This window comes from Alteromonas portus, from assembly GCF_005117025.1.
Taxonomy (GTDB): domain Bacteria; phylum Pseudomonadota; class Gammaproteobacteria; order Enterobacterales; family Alteromonadaceae; genus Alteromonas; species Alteromonas portus.
Map to the genome: position 1 here is coordinate 398,776 of NZ_SWCO01000007.1, position 17,762 is coordinate 416,537.

At 45.1% G+C, this 17,762-nt stretch carries 15 protein-coding genes; 8 read left to right on the forward strand and 7 right to left on the reverse strand.

The window, feature by feature from the left end; genetic code table 11:
- The first annotated feature begins 72 nt into the window (after positions 1-72).
- The 4 genes from E5672_RS13435 to E5672_RS13450 all read left to right on the forward strand — a co-directional run bounded on the left by E5672_RS13435 (position 73) and on the right by E5672_RS13450 (position 3,497).
- Complete coding sequence (locus E5672_RS13435) at positions 73-1,047, forward strand: esterase/lipase family protein (protein ID WP_240692236.1); 975 nt, start codon at positions 73-75, stop codon at positions 1,045-1,047.
- Positions 1,047-2,033, forward strand: a complete 987-nt coding sequence (locus E5672_RS13440; RefSeq protein WP_136782649.1) for a lipase secretion chaperone — start codon at positions 1,047-1,049, stop codon at positions 2,031-2,033. The genes E5672_RS13435 and E5672_RS13440 overlap by 1 nt, the downstream gene beginning before the upstream one ends.
- A 196-nt stretch (positions 2,034-2,229) precedes the next feature.
- Positions 2,230-2,838 (forward strand): glutathione S-transferase family protein, encoded by a 609-nt coding sequence (locus E5672_RS13445; protein WP_136782650.1) that lies wholly within the window; start codon positions 2,230-2,232, stop codon positions 2,836-2,838.
- Positions 2,838-3,497 carry a glutathione S-transferase family protein gene (locus E5672_RS13450; protein WP_136782651.1) on the forward strand — a complete coding sequence of 220 codons (660 nt, stop codon included), beginning with the start codon at positions 2,838-2,840 and terminating at the stop codon, positions 3,495-3,497. The genes E5672_RS13445 and E5672_RS13450 overlap by 1 nt, the downstream gene beginning before the upstream one ends.
- On the opposite strand, the gene E5672_RS13455 is transcribed toward E5672_RS13450, so the two are convergent.
- Positions 3,490-4,389 carry a LysR family transcriptional regulator gene (locus E5672_RS13455; protein WP_136782652.1) on the reverse strand — a complete coding sequence of 300 codons (900 nt, stop codon included), beginning with the start codon at positions 4,387-4,389 and terminating at the stop codon, positions 3,490-3,492. The genes E5672_RS13450 and E5672_RS13455 overlap by 8 nt on opposite strands.
- A gap of 119 nt (positions 4,390-4,508) precedes the next feature.
- Between E5672_RS13455 and E5672_RS13460 the strand changes: the two genes are divergently transcribed.
- The gene (locus E5672_RS13460) at positions 4,509-5,270 is read left to right on the forward strand and encodes a hypothetical protein (protein ID WP_136782653.1); all 762 of its coding nucleotides are present in this window, start codon (positions 4,509-4,511) and stop codon (positions 5,268-5,270) included.
- A gap of 32 nt (positions 5,271-5,302) precedes the next feature.
- On the opposite strand, the gene E5672_RS13465 is transcribed toward E5672_RS13460, so the two are convergent.
- On the reverse strand, positions 5,303-6,208 hold the full coding sequence (locus E5672_RS13465) for a homocysteine S-methyltransferase family protein (RefSeq protein ID WP_136782654.1): 906 nt from the start codon (positions 6,206-6,208) through the stop codon (positions 5,303-5,305).
- A 27-nt stretch (positions 6,209-6,235) separates the two neighbouring features.
- Complete coding sequence (locus tag E5672_RS13470; protein WP_136782655.1) at positions 6,236-7,408, reverse strand: ROK family transcriptional regulator; 1,173 nt, start codon at positions 7,406-7,408, stop codon at positions 6,236-6,238.
- A gap of 542 nt (positions 7,409-7,950) precedes the next feature.
- Here E5672_RS13470 and E5672_RS13475 point away from each other — a divergent pair.
- The gene (locus E5672_RS13475) at positions 7,951-8,919 is read left to right on the forward strand and encodes a carbohydrate kinase family protein (RefSeq protein WP_136782656.1); all 969 of its coding nucleotides are present in this window, start codon (positions 7,951-7,953) and stop codon (positions 8,917-8,919) included.
- A gap of 115 nt (positions 8,920-9,034) precedes the next feature.
- Here the strand turns inward: E5672_RS13475 and efpL are convergent, their stop codons facing one another.
- The 4 genes from efpL to E5672_RS13495 all read right to left on the reverse strand — a co-directional run bounded on the left by efpL (position 9,035) and on the right by E5672_RS13495 (position 13,943).
- Positions 9,035-9,610 carry an elongation factor P-like protein EfpL gene (gene efpL, locus E5672_RS13480; RefSeq protein ID WP_136782657.1) on the reverse strand — a complete coding sequence of 192 codons (576 nt, stop codon included), beginning with the start codon at positions 9,608-9,610 and terminating at the stop codon, positions 9,035-9,037.
- A gap of 98 nt (positions 9,611-9,708) precedes the next feature.
- Positions 9,709-11,439: a cisplatin damage response ATP-dependent DNA ligase gene (locus tag E5672_RS13485; RefSeq protein ID WP_136782658.1), complete on the reverse strand. Its 1,731-nt coding sequence runs from the start codon at positions 11,437-11,439 to the stop codon at positions 9,709-9,711.
- The gene (locus E5672_RS13490; protein WP_136782659.1) at positions 11,439-12,455 is read right to left on the reverse strand and encodes a ligase-associated DNA damage response exonuclease; all 1,017 of its coding nucleotides are present in this window, start codon (positions 12,453-12,455) and stop codon (positions 11,439-11,441) included. Before E5672_RS13490 ends, E5672_RS13485 begins: the two co-directional genes overlap by 1 nt.
- Positions 12,456-12,731: 276 nt before the next feature.
- On the reverse strand, positions 12,732-13,943 hold the full coding sequence (locus tag E5672_RS13495) for a DUF418 domain-containing protein (RefSeq protein WP_136782660.1): 1,212 nt from the start codon (positions 13,941-13,943) through the stop codon (positions 12,732-12,734).
- A 273-nt stretch (positions 13,944-14,216) separates the two neighbouring features.
- On the opposite strand from E5672_RS13495, the gene E5672_RS13500 reads away from it, so the two are divergent.
- Together E5672_RS13500 and pdeM are read left to right on the forward strand one after the other, a co-directional pair.
- On the forward strand, positions 14,217-16,715 hold the full coding sequence (locus E5672_RS13500; protein WP_136782661.1) for a ligase-associated DNA damage response DEXH box helicase: 2,499 nt from the start codon (positions 14,217-14,219) through the stop codon (positions 16,713-16,715).
- 187 nt (positions 16,716-16,902) lie between these two features.
- Complete coding sequence (gene pdeM, locus E5672_RS13505) at positions 16,903-17,607, forward strand: ligase-associated DNA damage response endonuclease PdeM (RefSeq protein ID WP_136782662.1); 705 nt, start codon at positions 16,903-16,905, stop codon at positions 17,605-17,607.
- The last annotated feature ends 155 nt before the right edge of the window (positions 17,608-17,762 follow it).

Here is a 17,762-nt window from a genome sequence, read left to right on the forward strand (position 1 = left end):
CATGTGGTTTACATAATTATAACAAAGGTCTGACCACAGACCTCAATGTCATAATTATGGGGCACACACACGATGAGAAAATCCAAAAATAAAAGAGCAAGGAATGCTCTCATTGTTACCCTGCTTACAATATTTGCAGGCATAAGTACATTCGTTGGAGGAGCAGGACACGCTTTCGCCAATACATACGCAAAGACAAACCACCCAATAGTATTAGTTCACGGCCTTTTCGGTTTCGAAGATATACTCTTTGTGGACTATTTCTACAAAGTTCCACATAAACTCACCCGTAACGGTGCTGTTGTATACATTGCTGAGGTTTCCCCAGCAAACTCAACAGAAGTGCGCGGCGAGCAATTACTGGAGTATATCGACGAGGTTCTCGCTTTGTCAGGCGCTGATAAGGTGAACCTTATAGGACATAGCCATGGCGGCCCAACGGCGCGTTACGCTGCAAGCGTCGCTCCCGATAAAGTAGCATCAGTAAGTTCAGTTGCTGGGGGCAACTGGGGTAGCAAAGTGGCCGACGAGCTGCGCGATGCCCTTGCTGAAGACTCGTTAGGAGAAAAAGCCACAGGTACGGTGGTAAATGCGTTTGCAAACCTCATCGAGATAGCGTCTGGATCTGATCCGAGAGACAAGCCGACAGATTCAGTTGCAGCGCTGAATTCATTGTCGACCGAAGGCTCAGTAGCTTTTAATCAAAAATATCCAGAGGGGATGCCAACGGCTTACTGCCGTAATGACGGAAAGATGTTAGCTGAAAACGGCGTATATTATTTTTCGTGGAGTGGCGGCAGAACTTACACTAACGCCCTTGACGTCGTCGACCCGTTTCTTGCTATTACTGGCACTGCGTTTAAAGAGCCCAACGACGGCCTGGTCTCAACATGTAGCTCGCACTTGGGCAAGGTGCTAAAAGATAACTACAAAATGAATCACCTAGATGAAGTAAACCAGAGTTTTGGAATTACGCACTGGTTTGAAACTGACCCCGTTGACGTTTTCGTCCGTCAGGCGAATCGTTTAAAAAGATTGGGTCTATAGTGGCGACGGGTAAAAAACGCCGTTTCTATCCAATATTAGGAGGGCTTCTGGCCCTCTTGGTATTGGCCGCAATTTTTTATGTCCAATCTTTCTTTAAAACAGAAACCCTTGTTCAAGATTCATTGGCAGACATTCCGGAGAATGCTAGTGAAAAAGCGCATGAAAAAAGTCATCTTCATCATGAAAGTTCAGTGACCAATGGACCGTTGCAAAGCGAGCCTACTACCGCGCTTAAAGGGCTTATCCCGTTTAAGCTTGATTACACAACAAAAGATAGCTTCGATCGCTTTATATTTATGCGCACCACAGAGGAACCTCACGGGGTTAAGCTTGCCTATTCAACCCATGCAAGCGCTGTTTTCACGTCGGGCACGCAGGCAGTGGCGACTGACCTATTTGTTCGTTACGTAGATTATAAAGTGGCGCTTTCTTCAATCGAAGTAGAGGTCGACTTGGCTAGCCATAGCTTGCAAGACGTGTCTTATAAGCTTGATGAGCGCGAAGGGATAAGGCGCACTTACTTCAACGACACTGAATACCATTACCTATTTAGCCAAGAAGCGCAGGTGGACGAAGCGGCGCTAGCGCGTTTACAACTTGCTCAGGAAAGCACGCTATCCAGGGATGAAAGAAAAGCGCTTATTGTTGAGTCACTAGAAACGGGAAATGAAGCCGAACGCGATGTCTTTCAGCCGACATTGAATGTGCATCGTATCAACGAAATAAAGCGTAGCTACACGAATGTTAACGACAGATACAATGCTGTGGCGGCAGAATTCGGCAGTGAAATCGCAGACCGCTTCGCAAGAACCTGGGAAAAACAGGCTAACTGGAAAAGCAAAATTGCTGACTATGAAAAATATCGCGACAACTTATCGAAGCAGGCAATTGCGGATAGTGAGTTAGAAAGCGCGCTACGGGAATACCAGTCTGCACATTTCACCGATAATGAAATAAAGCGTCTAAAAGTAATTACAGGTTCGTGAATTGACAGGGTCGTAATGTAGTTGTCCAAGGCTAGGCGTTAGCCTTTCCCTCAGCAACTTGTAGTGCAGAGGTATAACCATAAAAGCACTGAATAGTTCTGTGCATAGACAGAGTGATTTGAAACCGGTTTGTGCAGTTACTAATCTAGTACTACCCCTATTGTAAACAAGCGTCATAAGGTTTGTGACAGTCATTATGAAAATCTACGAAACGAAAACGGCACCCAACCCGCGTCGAGTACGTATGTTTTTAGCCGAAAAAGGTATTAACGTTGAATATGTTCAGGTCGACATCCAAAAAGGTGAAAACCTAAGTGCTGAAATGCGCGCTAAAAACCCGTTGGGGAAAATACCCATTCTAGAGCTAGATGACGGCACTTGCATCGCAGAAACCGATGCCATTTGTACATACTTTGAAGCACTGCAACCAGAGCCTCCGCTAATGGGAACAACGCCCGTTGAAAAAGCCACAATCTCCATGTGGCAGCGCCAGGTAGAGTTCGCATTTATGATGCAAATTGGCATGTGTTTCCAGCATACAACGGGGTACTTTAAAGATCGCATGACTCCCGTACCGGAATATGGCAAGGAAGCGGGTATCAACGCGACTAAATATCTCAATATTTTAGAGCGTCGACTTGGTGTAAAAGAATACATCGCAGGGGATACTTTCTCTATCGCAGACATAACCGCGTTATGCGCCATGGATTTCGCCAGAGTGGTAAAAATACGAATGACTGACGACCACGTTAATTTAGCGCGCTGGTATGAGTCAGTGAGTAACAGAGCGAGTGCAAAAGCCTAATGATAGATTTATACACAGCCGCTACGCCGAATGGCTGGAAAGCCTCGGTAGCGCTTGAAGAAATGGGGCTTGAATATACCGCGCATGCCGTAAATTTAATGAAGGGCGAGCAGAAAACCCCAGAGTTTTTGGCAATGAACCCCAATGGACGTATACCGGTTATTGTCGATAGGGAGGCCGACGGTCACGTGGTTTTTGAGTCTGGCGCCATCATGGTTTATCTGGCTGAAAAGACGGGAATGTTTTTACCTAATGACGCCAAGCGGAAAAGCCAGGTGATTCAGTGGATCATGTTTCAAATGGGCGGCATTGGACCTATGATGGGCCAAGCAAACGTGTTCCACCGCTATTTGGAAGAAAAAATACCAGTGGCGATTGCCCGTTATCAAAATGAAGTGCGCCGCCTATTTACTGTGCTTGATGGGAGGCTAGAAAATCGAGAGTATTTGGTTGACGACTACAGTATTGCTGACATGGCGAACTGGTGTTGGGTGCGTACCTACGAATGGTCTGGCGTTAGCATTGAAGGCTTGGACAACCTAATACGTTGGAAGAACAGTATTGAAGCGAGACCTGCAGCAAGGCGTGGCGTAGAAGTGCCCAATAAAATTGATAAAGAGGCGCTTCTTAAAGGCGCCAAAAATGTGGTTACTAAATAACGCTTTTAACTGAATCGACAAACCGATTGAGCCAGCCTGATGCCATACTCGGTTTGTAAATCAACTCAAAATGCTCTTCATGGCAAAAGTCATAATCTGATACGGACACGCAAGTAAGATCATGGCTTTTCGGTATGAAGTCAGGTACGTAGGCCAAAGCCAGCCCTTGCCTGACAATAGACAGCAGGGTGCCAAAATCATTACATCGATAGTGTATGGAGCGGGGGACTTTGTCGTCTCGCCACCCATCAGAACCTATACCCCGCTTTATTCCACAAAAAGGTGAGACATCAGGGCAAGCAAAAGCATAAGCGTACAAACTTTGACTTGTTAATGTACCGTTTTTTGCTTCAGCTACCGCAGGGTGATTTTTTGCGGCTACAACCACATAGGTAGACGACCCTAATGATATGCGATGTAATGAGGGGTCTTGCTCTCGTTCTTCCATTGCAAAAGAGGTGGCAATAGCCACGTCGCTTCCCCCTCTAGAAATGCTTTCCAGCGCTTTCCCCTCCCAGCAAGCGTTGATATTAATGTGAAAGCGATCTTGTACAGAGGATGGTTTAGCAAGCAAAGTTGGCAAACAATATTGAAGCAAGAGCGATGGGCCAGAAACAGTAATGTTGTATAAAGCAGTATTGCCCCTAAACTCACTGAGCGCCTGATCGGCTTCGTGCACAAGATGAGTGGCATAAAGAAGGAATTTGTTTCCCCGTTGATTGAGTCGAATATGCTTACCTACTCGGTCAAACAATTGGCTTTCTAACTTTTGTTCTATCCTTTTCACCACTTTAGACAATGCGCCTGTGGTGACTGATAAATGCATAGATGCTTTGTTCAAATTCTCATGTTGCGCAACAACAATAAACTTTCTTAAGTCTTCAATATCCATAGCTTCGCCGCTTTATTGTTTCCAGTTGGGAATTGATTGCTTATTTATTGTAGCTTAATTGTAAGTGGTTATTGTGCCAAGATCGTCATAATAAAATTGTTATTAAGCGTGAAAGATTTATGAAGCCTCTTTATTTTACTGTCTTGTGTTTATATATGGTGTGCACAGGGGCAACAGCGGCAACCACAGATGAACTGAGTGCAAATGGCATGAGTAAAGCACCTAAGGCTAGTACTTCAATACACGCTGATCATAAATATCACACAAGAGTTGGTTCTCACGGTATGGTGTTATTTACAGATGGCGCTGAACTCTATGCGAGTCACTTACCCCTTTATTACTCGCCACACGATTACCAACTTATTTATACAGTAGTAAGTCAGCATAAAGCTAAGCTAATTGCGTATCTACAAGCAGGCTCAACGTCTCACAGTAACATGGTGACGCTGTTACCGGAAAACTTCGATTTAAATAAACTAGTTGATGGTGAAAGATTTTCTATTCCAGCACAGTTTTATAAAGGTCATTTTGAGCGGGGTGGTACTAAGTGGTTAGGAAAATCGGAGCTGATATTTGAAAAGCTATTGTTTAAACGTCGCTTAGTAAAACAGTACAAACCATCACATTCTGACGAAGATAGCGTTACAGATGAGCCTGATGAAAAGTGGACTAGCATCAGCCTCGGTGACAAGTATTTATACATTCACCTCATTGGCGAACGCCCATCGTTTGATGCATTGTTTATCGTCGACGATTGTCAGACAACCTTAGAAAACAAGCAGGGCGAAAGTGTGCCGAGCAAGGCACAAATTAATGAGGTTTTTTCTCACTGCGGTTCGCCTGTGCTAGTGTACTTTGAAACACAGGATTTTGCGTACTGACGCACTTCATTTGCGCTAGCGTGATTCCAGTTTTAAAGTTTTATGCTATCGCTTATGGCTTTAATATGTTCAGGGCCTATGCCGCAACAGCCTCCAATAATACTAGCGCCTGCCGCTATCCATGACTGAGCGTAATCCGCATAGCGCTGCGGTGTTATATCGTTGCGCAACTCTGACAAAATTGCGTTAGCTTCATGCTGACGCTTTCTTTCTGAAAAGCTATTGGCGTATGCACCAGTAGCAATGTTTTCATTCAACTGTCGCGTAATTGCCAGTGCACTTTCCATTTCCTCTGGCTGTGAACAATTAAATAGCACGCTATCAACATGGTTCAATAACGGCGTTATTTTTTCTAGCGGCTCGCCTGAGCGAAGAGTCATAGGCTCGTTGGACGACGCTCTATTTTGCAAAGAAAATGACAGCCATATAGGAAGGGAAGAAAGATCCTTTATCAATGAAACTACAGCATTAGCTTCTTCAATAGAGCAAGCAGTTTCAATAAGCCAAATATCTACAAAAGGGGCTTGTGCTTTAATCAGCGGTGTTAAAATTTCGGCCACTCGGCCCGCATCGAATAAGTCTGGACGGTACGAGCCAAAGGCTGGTGGCACACAGCCTGCGACCGACAACTTATCGCTTTTATGCTGCTGAAAAGTGACGGCTTCCCTTGCTAGCTTAGCCGCTGACTCGGCCAGCGAAAATGCTTGTTTGTTAAACGCAGTTTCCCCAATATGAAATGGAACGAGGGCATAGGCATTTGTAGTAATAACAGTGGCACCAGCATTTAGAAAGTGGGTGTGTACCTCACGCACTAGCTCAGGGGCTTGCATCAGTGCCAGCGCTGACCATTCTGGTTGTTTAAAAGGCGCACCAACCCTTTCAAGTTCGCGACCCATGCCACCGTCTAAAATATGAATCGCTGTATTACTTACTGTCATTAAAACCTTAATTGCAAAGCTGAATAATTAATAATAGTTAGCCTGAAGCGCTAAATTCGCGCTTCCAATAGATTGGGCTTTGACGCCAACATGTCCCGGGCTAATTCGCGCAGGTGTAATCCCGCGCATATCTACCTGCTTCAACGCGCTTTGGGTTTTCTCAACCAATAATTCTTTTATGTTGCTCGGTATTGCGCCGTCAATAATTACGCCATCTAAGTCTAAAAGGCTCATGGCGCACTGTGAAGCAAACGCAAGGCCTTTTGCCGTTTCGCCTATCCAAGCCTCTACAATAGACTCATCACATTGCCAATGCGAAGGCGACTCATAGATGTGATTGGCATTTTCACCTGCTTGATTGAGCTTTCTTTCCAATAGATAAAGCGAAGACTGCGTAATTAACTGGCGCTGCTGATTTTGACTAAAAAAAGGTAAAGAACCGATAGCACCAGCATTACCTGTTTTGCCATTAATAAGCTGGTTGTTGAGTACCAGGCCGCCGCCTAAAAACGTACCAACAAAAACGTATAAAAAACTCTCAAAGCGCTTTGGATTACCGAAAGACATTTCTGCGCTGCATGCGGCCCCCGCGTCATTTTTAATAAAAACCGGTAGGTTTAATAAACTTTCAAGTGTGGATTGCGGGTCAAACTCTTTCCATTCGTCTAACTCTTTTTTCGGTGCGCCAGCTTCTTCTGCCCAACTCCAAATTTCAAAAGGCATAGCTATGCCTAACCCTCTCACCAGGCGTTGTTGCGCTGTATCTAAGCTTTTAGTTAAAACATTGAATGCGCGCTCTGCGAAGTTAAGTAGATTGCTTACCGTTGGATAGGCAAACTTTTCGTTCAGCGTTGCTTTAACATTGCCTTTTAAGTCGAGTAAGGTCATATCAAAACTGCGGCGTCCTACCTTAAGGCCAATGCTGAATGCCCCATTAGCATTTAATCCAAAGGGAACCTTAGGCTGACCGACGCCACCTTTAATAGGCGTTAAGCGTTTAACTAAGCCATCGCTTTCCAACTTCTTGATAATTACCGTTGCAGACTGCGCCGATAGCCCGGTCAATTGTGCAATTTCAGCTTTAGGTAATGCAATGCGTTGTCGAATTAAGGTTAAGATCGCGCGCTCATTCGCTGAGCGATTATCGAGTAACTCTGGTGCATTTTGTGATGGCAGGTGAAACGCCGATTCAATATTCAAAGTAATTACTATCTACCGTTAAAAGTGAAAAGAGTTAAATAATATCAATCCGCATAGATGATTGCCCACTCAGAAGGCGCTGGCAAGTTTCCTAGCAAAGCGTGGGAATGCAGAAAGTGTTCCCTTTCAAATTCCCAGAATGAAGCCAGGAAGCTTGCCAGACCTTCCCGAAGGCAAGCTTAAAATGTCCCTACTCTATGTTGTGTCACCTAGATGTAGAACTACTATGCCTGCGGTAATACGCCGCAATTCCGAACATTTTAACTATCGCTGAGCGGATAATTATCTCTGCGGACTGGTATAACAGCAAGCCTAGCTTCAAATGGAAGCGATAGTGCTCACTTTGTTCAAAAAAATATCCATTGTTTTGAATAGAATACATTCACATCCTACAATTCTTTGGAAAAAATTTAAATCAATTAGGTTGATTTAATGGGTTTGTTCGTCAATACTATGCCCCAATTAATTAACGATTCGTTAACCTTACGCACAGTGCGTTCGAGTAAACGACCCCTTTTTGAGATTTTTTGAGCGAGGCTGGTATGAAGATTTTGTGTTTAGGTGAAGTGCTTATTGATATGTTAAGCCAAGGTGCAGCGCCCAAAGATGGCAACATACCAGCAATGAAGCCATTTCAGCCTTATGCTGGTGGTGCGCCTGCTAACGTGGCGGTTGCCGTTGCTCAACTGGGTGGCGAGAGCGCGATGGTGTCAAAGGTCGGTGACGATACTTTTGGGGCGTTTCTTAAAGAAATGCTTGAGCACTACAAAGTGAATACCGACTTCGTGTGGACCACACAAGAAGGGAACACGGCACTGGCGTTTGTAAACTTAGATGAAGACGGCGAGCGTTCGTTCGACTTCTACGTTGATAATGCCGCGCACAAGCACATTTCAGAACAAGACTTGTCGACGATCGATTGCAACAAAAATACGGTACTTCATTTCTGTTCTGGCTCGATTTCTGGCCCTGAACTTATTCCCGGCACCGAGTTTATTTTAAACAGGGCGAAGGAAAACGGCATGATGGTGTGCTTAGACATTAACTATCGCCCAGCGTTTTGGGATGATACTGCCAATGCACCAGCGCGTATTGATGAGGCCGCTAAGAAAGTCTCTGTTTTAAAGGCAAGCCGCGAAGAACTTGCAGAGTTGTACGGTGAAGAGAATGCCGATGCAAAAGTACAGCAGTGGCTAGATAGCGGTGTGAAAGTTGTATTGGTAACCGACGGTGGCGAGCCAATTCACTATATTACTAAGTCGTTCAGCGGTACGTTGGCATCGCCAAAAATGGATGTAAAAGATACCACCGCAGCCGGCGATTCATTCATCGGTGGGTTCTTGTATTTCCTTTCGACCAAAGTTAAAAACGCCGATGAGTTCGATACGTGGGCCGAAAACTTTGAAAATGTTAGCGAAGCCACTGAGTTTGCTATTCGTTGCGGGGCTTACACGGTTACGCAATACGGCGCATTCAGCGCGCTGCCTACACAGGAAAATATTGCTAAGTAAAAGCGTTAAAAAACGCTTTAAAAGCTGTGAAGCAGGCCATAAAAAAGGGTTCAATTGAACCCTTTTTTGTCTTTTAAAGCTCTACCAGCAGCATAAGTTAATACGGGAAGTCGGCCTAGTGTTTGTCGGCTCTGCTTTGGAACTTGCGCTCTTCGGTATTAACCTTTATCCATTCACCCGTGCTGATGTATTCTGGTACCTGTACGACTAAGCCAGTTGAAAGCGTTGCCGGTTTAGTGCGAGAGGTAGCTGACGCACCTTTAATAGACGGGTCGGTCTCAACCACTTCAAGCTCAACGCTCATTGGTAAGTCTAAGGCAACGGGCACTTCACTAACAATAACCACCTGAATGCCATCGGTTTCTTCGTTAATAAACAGAGCTTCGTTCTCAATGCTCTCTTTGCTCAAGTGATAAGGGGTGTAGTCTTCCTTATCCATGAACACATATTCTTCGCCATCAATATACGAAAACATAGCAGGGCGACGAATTAAGTCAGCCATATCTAAGGTGTCTGAGTCTTTAAAGGTTTCATCGTACTTCGCGCCTGTAACTACATCGTACATGCGCATGCGATAAATACTGCCACCTGCACGACCCTGAGGCACAGAGCGTTCTATGTCTCTTACAATGCAAGTTTTTCCGTCAAATACCACGGTGTTATTCTTTTTAATTTCACTAGCCTTAGGCATGGCGACTTCCTATTAATGTGTTTTGTAAGGCATACGCCTACTTTTTTCTCACCTCATTCTCTGCGATTTTGTCTAACTTAGGAAGTGTTTTTGCGGGCTTAGTTTTCTATTAACGCTTTAACATTCGCTAAGGTGTCAGCTTCATTGGCGGGTTTGTCCCAACGAATTCGATGGATACGGGGAAAGCGAAGCGCAACCCCAGATTTGTGCCTTGACGAAGGGTGTACAGCGTCGAAAGCCACCTCCAGCACTAACTCTTTTTTCACTTCTCTCACCGGGCCAAACCGTCCTACGGCATTGCGTCTTACCCAGTTATCTAGTTTTTTAAGTTCTTCATCGGTGAACCCGGAATAGGCTTTACCGATAGGCAGAAGCTGACTGTCTTCCCAAGCGCCGAACGTGTAGTCAGAGTAAAAGCTGGAACGCTTACCGTGTCCGCGCTGTGCATACATCATTACCGCATCCACAACCAGCGGATCGCGCTTCCATTTAAACCATTGGCCTTTGGGTCTGCCGGGGACGTATTTACTATCTAAGCGCTTTATCATCAGCCCTTCTACCGCACGATTTTGGCATACTTGGGTGTGAAGCTGGCGCAAAGTTTCAGGGGAAGTGGCATTAAGTGTTTCAGAAAGAAACAAGCGGCTGTTATTCGTTTTGCTAAACCATTTTTCAAGGGCATCGCGCCTTGCTTTTAGTGTTTTATCGGTTAGATCTTCACCATCAAGCACTAAAGCATCGTAAACGATTAGTCCAACGGGGGAGGAAGACTGTAGCGCTTTACTCGGTTTCTTTTTATTAAGGCGCTGCTGAAGGGCATTAAAGGTATCCACGTCTGGCTGTGTGGCGGTTGAAGCCTGTTTACCGCTTTTATTACTACTCGTGCGTTGACTAGCCGCACTTTGGGTAGTCGATGCTTCAGATTGATGTAAGCCATGTTCTGCATTATGGATAACCAACAGTTCTCCATCTAGCACCATATTGCCACGTATAGACTCAAGTAAGTCGGGAAATGAGTGGCTAATATCATCGCCAGTACGGGAAAAAAGGGCTTTTTCAGACTCGTCGCCATCGGCGCCACTACCGTTTTGAGTCTTATCATCTCCAGCGTTATTTGACTTAACGACAAGCTGCACACGAATGCCATCGTATTTGTTTTCAATTTGCCAAGTGTCCTTGGTGAAAGCGTTGATATCGCTATCGTCAATGGGGTGAGAAAGCATAACTGGATGAAAGGTGACGGCGTTTTCAATATCAGGCTTGTCGGCTTTTCCTTCTAGGTAGCTAAGCATGTCAACATAAGGTGGGGTAACCGCATGCCAAAGTGTTTCAATCTCTTTAATATCTTTATTGCCATAGTCGGCCAATATTTGTTTTATGGAGCGAGCCGACACACCTATACGTAACCCTCGTGTGCCCAACTTTAGTAATGCCCAGCGCTGCGCAGGTGTCATTATTGTTAGGTAGTGGGCTAGCGTCTCAGAAACTTTCTGCTTACTTATGGATGCAAAGGTTTGTACCACTTCGGTAAGCGTGGGTAGCGAATCTGAAGGCTCGCTGTAAGGCCATAAATGGGCCACAGTTTCACTAACCTCACCCACATAGTCATAGCTCATGGCAAAAAGCGCAGAATCGGTATGTTCGGTAATAAGCTTTTTTACCGTGTTTCGTTTAAAGAAGTCGAACCGCAACGTGCCTGCCATAGCAGCAATCGCCCAGCCCCGGTCAGGGTCTGGTGTATTGGCAATGTAGTCGGCGATAAGCTGTGCCTTAGCTTTGTTTCCAGACGTGAAATACAGCTGTTCAAGTAAGTGACTAAATGCGTCCACTAATCGCCTCCTTGCTCTTCTTCATCATAACCGACTAGCGATAGCGCTCTGGCTTTAAAGCCCATTTTTTGTGCCTGATACATCAAGGCGTCTTCTCTGCCGTGGGTTACCCACACTTCTTTCGGGTTGACTTCTTCAATGGTTTGCAGCAATTCAGGCCAGTCGCAATGATCAGAGATGATAAGCGGTAGCTCTGCATTTTTTTGCTTAGCGCGAGCACGGATTTGCATCCATCCAGACGCCACCACAGGTCGCACGTTAGGCAAGCTTCGCGACCACCTATCGGCAAGTGCAGAAGGCGGCGCAATGACTATTTCACCGGCTAATGTTTTTTTATCCGCGACCTCAGACACCGGTATTAAGTTGCCTAAGTCTATTCCTAATTGCTTATAGAGATCACACAGCTTTAGCTGTGCACCATGTAAGTAGATGGGCTTGGTGTAACCCGCCTCGCGCAGCGCTAAAATAACCCGCTGGCACTTGCCTAATGCATATGCGCCTACTAAATGGCACCTTTCGGGGAATACGCGCAACGAATGAAGTAGTTTTTCAATTTCATGTTCTATGGGCGGGTGCTTAAAGACAGGAAGCCCAAAAGTGGCTTCGGTAATCAATACGTCGCAAGGTACAACTTTAAAAGGCGGGCAGGTAGGATCGTGACGGCGTTTGTAATCGCCGGAAACCACAACGCGGTAGCCTGCATATTCAATAAGAATTTGTGTAGAGCCAAGAATATGGCCTGCTGGATAAAATGTGGCTTTTACATCGTTAAACTTAATGCTTTCACCTATAGCTACAGCGTGCTGGTGAGTAGCCATATCTTCACCGTAGCGGGTTTGCATAATCGCCAGTGTTTCTGGGCTTGCGTACACACTGTTATGGCCTGCCCGTGCATGGTCAGCGTGACCGTGTGTGACAAGGGCGGTGGCGACTTCATTCATTGGGTCGATGTAAAACTCACCCGGCTCGCAATAAAGGCCAGTATCGTCAGTTTTTAACCACGTTGATGGATGCACTTCTTATAGTCCTGCCAAATAAGGGAATGCTTGTTACTACGTATTTCACCCCCTTAATCGACCACTTGAATTAGGCATTCACTACTGGTTTAACCCGCATTCATCTATCGAATTTGGGTTAGGCTACGATACTGACGAAAACCAATTAGGCTCGGCTACTTTGCTAGGCACTTTCAGATTCTAGATAGTTACGCCAATATGCCAAAGGACCAGGTTTTATTCTGGTCCTTTTTGGTTGAATCGGATTTATATAACGTCTTTTAGCACAGATGTTAGCTATGAGGTTTTGTTTGCCTCTGTCGCCAACTCTTGCTCTTCTACCAAACCATCATCTTGCTTGCTTTGTTGCTTCTTATAAAAGCTGCGCAGATACAGTGTTCTCCATGCCGCTTCAAATGGCCCCTGCTCAAAGTTCTTAGTAATAAAATTCGCCAACAATATTTGAATTGCTGTAAGCGCAAGGGTAATTAACATCAAATCGAGCAGCGTAACGGTATAGGCAAATTCGGGGTAGTAAGCGGGCATAATCACACGAAACAGCACAGCCAAAACAATAGACTGTGTTAGATAGAGGGTAAACGCCACCTTGCCGCAGTTAATAAGTGACTGATACCACCAGCTGGTTGTGTTTTTCACTTTGATTAACAGATGAGCGTAGGCAAAAGCACAGAAAATAGCGGGGATACTGGTAAACATGGGAATAACATCTGAGGTTACTTGCTCAAACATTATCTGAGGAATAACAGTAATAACAGAGGTGGCTATGGCAATGATAGCCACTTTTTTAAATACAGCAGAAGAGAAGCCAAGGTTAAAAAAATCGCTTCTATAAAGGTAGGCACCAAACATCATAAGCCCCATCGACTGCCACAGCATGGAAAAAGGGGCTGCAATAACGGTAGCAAGAACAAAAGATGCTTGAACTCCTATTTGGAACAAATAACTACTTTGCCATTCCGTAACCTCTTCGGCGTAGGCCTCACTAGACCTAAGGGGCGGTGCGCCACCGTAGTCGTATCCAAGCGTAAGTACTATGCCAAAAACAAGCATAATGATGCTTCCCACGACTAAATATTTAACACTTTTCGCGCGAAGCGCTTCTTGGTCTAACGTTAAGTGTTTTAGTACAAAGTAGGCGCAAAGACTGTAATAAAGCAGTATGTCACCGCCAAATATGAACACGCCATGTATTAACCCAAATAAAAATAGCCATTTAAGCCGTGATTTAGAAAAGTCTAAAAAGTTGTGCCCTCGCTTTTGGCAAGCGTCGAATTGAATAGCTAAACCTGCTCCAAACAACAGGCAAAATAAGGTGCGAAATCTTCCATCTAAGAAAAGTGCGCTAACTGTCGAGATAATCTCATCAGATAAAAGTGGCGCTTCAAAAAACGCGTAGCCGGTGTGAAAATTTTGATGATATGCAATGTTTAAAAACAGTATGCCAAGGATTGCTAGACCTCTAATGGCATCTATCGATTGAATTCGCATTTACGTTCCCTGTAATCATATTTTGTAGTTTTACGAGTGTAGTGTAATCGCTTTCGTAGTGTCGATGCTTAAAGTGTATTCGAATATTAACTATTGCTAATAACCTTAATCCACTAATAAATAGAAAGTACAGTAGATACTTATTTTTTCAAGGTAGTTATATTGCGCCGAGCTTTGATGGTTATTACAAAGGCAGAGAGTAAGGTGTTGGCGTATATAAACTTAACTAAGGAATTGGCGTATAAAGCGGAAAAGGCATAACAGATACCATAAATGACATTACTTCCCTGTGCTTTCGCTAAGTGGTTTAAGCAAAAAGGCTGGCAACTGCGTGATTATCAACAGACCATGTTGGTGGAAAAAGATAAACATGACTGTACTTTATTGATAGCACCGACAGGGGCGGGTAAAACCTTGTCTGGTTTTCTGCCAAGTTTGGTAGAGCTTAGTGAATTAAATGAGAGTAATGCATCAGCTGAAAACAAGGGTAATCAGAGTGGGTTTAATGGTTTACATACCTTATATATTTCACCACTTAAAGCGTTAACCCAAGATATTCATCGCAACCTGTTACAGCCTATTGAAGAAATGTCGTTGCCTATCACTGCTGAAACGCGTACTGGCGATACGCCTTCTCATAAGCGTCAGCGACAGCGCAAAAAGCCGCCTAATATCCTCCTTACTACCCCCGAATCTCTTATGCTGATGTTAAGTTACGCCGATGCCGATAAGCTTTTCGGCAAGCTAAAACGGGTGATCATCGATGAAACCCACAGCTTAATGGCAAATAAGCGCGGCGACTTTTTATCACTCGCCCTAGCGCGATTAAGCGTGCTTTCACCACGCTGCAAACGCATAGGCCTGTCAGCAACCGTAGCGTTTCCCGAAACTTTGGGCGCGTGGCTAGCGGGCAGTGACAGTGTTGCTAATATCATTAAAGTAAAAGCGGGTGAGAAGCCAAAAGTTGAAATGCTGCACTCAAAAGCACGCATGCCTTTTGGCGGCTTTATGGCCCGGTACGCCATTGATGATATTTATGCAGCCATAGAAAATGCGCAGACTACACTTGTTTTTGTTAATACCCGCGCTCAGTCTGAACTTCTATTTCAAATGTTGTGGGAAGCAAACAAGGCTGCGCTTCCCATAGCGCTTTATCACGGCAGTTTGAGCAAAGAGCAAAGGCGAAAAACCGAAGCCATGATGGCAAGCGGCATGCTAAGAGCAATTGTGTGTACTTCTGCGTTAGAGTTAGGTATCGACTGGGGCGACGTCGACAAAGTCATTCAAGTAGGTGCTCCGAAAGGCGTAAGCAGGCTGCTGCAAAGGATAGGGCGAGCGAACCACAGGTTAGATGAGCCTAGCGAAGCGTTACTTGTACCAGCCAACCGTTTTGAAGCGCTGGAATGCCAAGCGGCCATTACGGCCATTGAAAAAGGTGAACTTGATGGCGAAAGCCCTCAGCCAGGCGCGCTAGACATCATTCCGCAGTTTATCTTGAACTGTTTATGTAGCAAAGCTGATAGCCCGGGTGCCTTGTATCAAGAGATACTTACTGCAACGCCTTATCAAGGGTTAGATAGAGACGATTTCGATAAACTGTGGCGCTTCACTCAAGACGGTGGCAGTGCACTAAATGCGTATGAACGGTATCAGCGCCTGACCAGAAATGATGATGGCACGTACTCGCCAGCAAATCGTCGGGTTATTCAACGACACAGACAAAACATAGGCACAATTGTTGAGGCAGGGCGACTTAAAGTAAAGCGTATTAGAAGAGGGAATCAGGGCAAGATCATCGGTGAAGTAGAAGAATATTTCGCCCAGCAGTTAACGCCCGGAGATACCTTTTATTTTGGCGGAGAAGTACTGCGCTTTGAAGCTATTCGCGACATGCAGCTTCACGCCAAGCCGGCCAAAGCGAAAGAGCCTAAAATACCAAGCTACGCGGGTGGGCAAATGCCTCTTTCTACTTATTTAGCGGAAGGGGTGAGAGCGATTTTGGCTACTCAAAAGTCGTGGAAAGCCTTGCCGGCACAGGTACAAGAATGGCTTAATCTTCAGCAGGCGTTCTCGCAGCTACCTAGCCCGGATAAGGTGCTGGTGGAGCAGTTTCCGTTTAGGCAGGCGCACTATACCTTGTACTACACTTTCGACGGTCGCAAAGCGAACCAAACCTTAGGTATGTTGTTAACGCGGCGAATGGAAAAAATGGGCATTAAGCCGTTAAGCTTCAGCGTGACTGATTATGGTTTGTCGGTAGCATCAGTGAACGCCATTACCCAAGGGCAGTTACAGCAGCTGTTTCAGCCGGATATTCTAGGCGACGAGTTAGAAGATTGGATGTTACAGGCGCCTATGCTTAAACGCTCGTTCAGGCAAGTAGCGGTAGTAAGCGGGCTGACCGAACAGCGTTATCACGCCAGCCAAAAAACCATGAAGCAGGTCACCTTCTCTACGGATCTTATTTACGATACATTGCGAGAACACGACCGCGATCATATTTTACTGAAAGTAGCCAGGGCTGATGCTGAGCGAGAGTTACTAGACTTACGGCGACTCGCTAACTTACTCATTCGTTATGTAGATTCAGCGACATTAGTTAACCTTGAAAAACCGTCGCCCATGGCTATTCCTATTGTGCTTGATGTGCGCAGTGAACAAGTAAAAGGCGCTGGTGCGCAAGCCATTATTGAGCAAGCCAATTTATACGCCGAAGCCGAAACCATGTTAGACGAAGTTCGCGCGTTACTCTCAGGGGCTAGTGTTGAATAGGGTGGGACTAAGCAGAATATTCAAACTCGCTTTCCCATATAAACGATGTACCTCACGCCTGATGCTTTACTTAACAAACATTGGCGGTAAGTACGTTGGACAGGAAAGCTAAATAGTATTTCGCTATATAAATGTGCAGCTTTGCCCTGGTAATAAAAACTCACAAACGAAAAATAAAGAGGTTAATTTGGCAATAACCGACGCGTGGCTGACTGAAAAAGTTAGTCAGCGCCACATTACTATTACGAAATATGCAGACTATCTGTGGTTATTAGACGCACGTGGCGTGGCGTATTTACCCGCATGCGACTGGCTGATTGTTTCTGATCTTCACCTAGAAAAAGGCAGTTATTTACGCAGTTATGCGAACCCCTTACCCAGCTTAGATTCCACCGCCACACTCAAACGCCTGGAAAGTATTATTGATGATTACCAACCTTTGCGAGTAATAAGCTTGGGGGACAGTTTTCACGATAAACACAGCATGTCTCGTATGACTATTGAAGACCGTCAGCACCTATGTAGGCTTGTTGATAAAGTGAAAGAGTGGATGTGGGTAGAAGGTAACCATGACCCAGACCTGCCGGAAGGCATTCCAGGCACGCCCTGTTTTGAAATAGTGCTAGATAATATGGTGTTCAGGCATGAGCCAGAAATGAGCGAAAAGCGAGCGCAAGTTATCGGTCACTATCATCCCAAAAAGCGCACCACCGTTACACGACGTCGTTACTCTGGCAAATGCTTTACTAACAACAAAAACTTATTTGTAATGCCCGCCTTCGGGCAATTCACCGGTGGGCTAGACATAGACGAAGACGTAATGCTAACGCTTCTTCCCAAGCCGACCCGTCAGGTTTTCATGTTCTGTGACGGCATTATCTTCAAAATATAGCACACCAAAAATGGGGTCAGAGTACATTTCCCCTTCAGAAGAATCGAAATGGGGTTAGAGTACATTTATTTAAAGCAATTTCGCTTTTTAAATGTACTCTGACCCCATAATTTTAAGCCTAGTTTAGCGCGCTGAGTTCCCATATACTTTTTCAA

What these genes read in the sequence shown, in the direction of transcription:
- efpL (WP_136782657.1), bottom strand. Translation starts at nt 9,610, where the DNA reads ATGCCTAAGGCTAGTGAAATTAAAAAGAATAACACCGTGGTATTTGAC.
- E5672_RS13500 (WP_136782661.1), top strand. Translation starts at nt 14,217, where the DNA reads ATGACATTACTTCCCTGTGCTTTCGCTAAGTGGTTTAAGCAAAAAGGC.
- E5672_RS13475 (WP_136782656.1), top strand. Translation starts at nt 7,951, where the DNA reads ATGAAGATTTTGTGTTTAGGTGAAGTGCTTATTGATATGTTAAGCCAA.
- E5672_RS13460 (WP_136782653.1), top strand. Translation starts at nt 4,509, where the DNA reads ATGAAGCCTCTTTATTTTACTGTCTTGTGTTTATATATGGTGTGCACA.
- E5672_RS13435 (WP_240692236.1), top strand. Translation starts at nt 73, where the DNA reads ATGAGAAAATCCAAAAATAAAAGAGCAAGGAATGCTCTCATTGTTACC.
- E5672_RS13450 (WP_136782651.1), top strand. Translation starts at nt 2,838, where the DNA reads ATGATAGATTTATACACAGCCGCTACGCCGAATGGCTGGAAAGCCTCG.
- E5672_RS13455 (WP_136782652.1), bottom strand. Translation starts at nt 4,389, where the DNA reads ATGGATATTGAAGACTTAAGAAAGTTTATTGTTGTTGCGCAACATGAG.
- E5672_RS13495 (WP_136782660.1), bottom strand. Translation starts at nt 13,943, where the DNA reads ATGCGAATTCAATCGATAGATGCCATTAGAGGTCTAGCAATCCTTGGC.
- E5672_RS13465 (WP_136782654.1), bottom strand. Translation starts at nt 6,208, where the DNA reads ATGACAGTAAGTAATACAGCGATTCATATTTTAGACGGTGGCATGGGT.
- E5672_RS13445 (WP_136782650.1), top strand. Translation starts at nt 2,230, where the DNA reads ATGAAAATCTACGAAACGAAAACGGCACCCAACCCGCGTCGAGTACGT.